The 756-nt window shown below is 68.1% G+C and carries 1 protein-coding gene; it reads right to left on the bottom strand.

What is annotated here, in order from left to right; genetic code table 11:
* A partial coding sequence (locus tag JANGC3_RS28290; RefSeq protein ID WP_035787532.1) for a beta-ketoacyl [acyl carrier protein] synthase domain-containing protein occupies positions 1 to 756 on the bottom strand: 756 nt, incomplete at both ends.

Here is a 756-nt window from a genome sequence, read left to right as displayed (position 1 = left end):
TGGTCGACGGTTTTCAGCAGCACCATGCCGACGCCCTCGCCCAGCACGGCGCCGCTGGCGCGGGCGTCGAAGATATGGAATTCGCGGCTCAGGATGTCGCGCTGTTCGAACACCTGGAACGGGCCGTCGGTATTCAGCAGGCTCACGCCGCCCACCACGGCGGACGTGATGTCGCCCGCGCGCAGCGCCTGGATGGCGATATGCATGCCGACGAGGGCCGACGAGCAGGCGCTGTCGAGTACCAGGCTGGGGCCTTGCAGGTCGAAGAACTGCGAGACATTCGCCGCCAGGTAGTTCTGCCCGATCGTCATGACCGGATTGTTCGCCTTGCTGAAGGCCTCGTCATCGGCCCGGTGCTGGCTGCGCGCGCCCACATACACGCCAACGGGGCTGCCTTTGAGCTCGTCCAGGCGGTAGCCCGCATGGCAAAACAGATTGAGCGTTTCCTCCAGCAGCAGCAGCGCTTGCGGATCCATGGCGCGCGCGTCCGCTTGCGACGTCAGGAAGAACGCCGGATCGAAATGGCTGATGCTGTCGAGCAGCCCGGCGTGGTGGCCGCTTTCATAGCCCCAGCGGCGCGCCGGCACGGGACCGATCGCCGAACGGCCCTCGGCCAGCAGCGACCAGAATTGCGCCAGATTGGCGGCGCCGGGAAAACGGCACGACAGCCCGACCACCGCGATATCCTGCACCGCCGGCACGGCGCGCGGCGCCAATGACGGCAACGCCGGCGCCGGCGCCAGCGGCAGGGCTGCC

The sequence above is a fragment of the Janthinobacterium sp. CG3 genome (assembly GCF_000344615.1).
GTDB lineage: Bacteria > Pseudomonadota > Gammaproteobacteria > Burkholderiales > Burkholderiaceae_D > Janthinobacterium.
The sequence above is the reverse complement of the archived record's forward strand: the minus strand, read 5'-3'. Positions and strand labels throughout refer to the sequence as shown.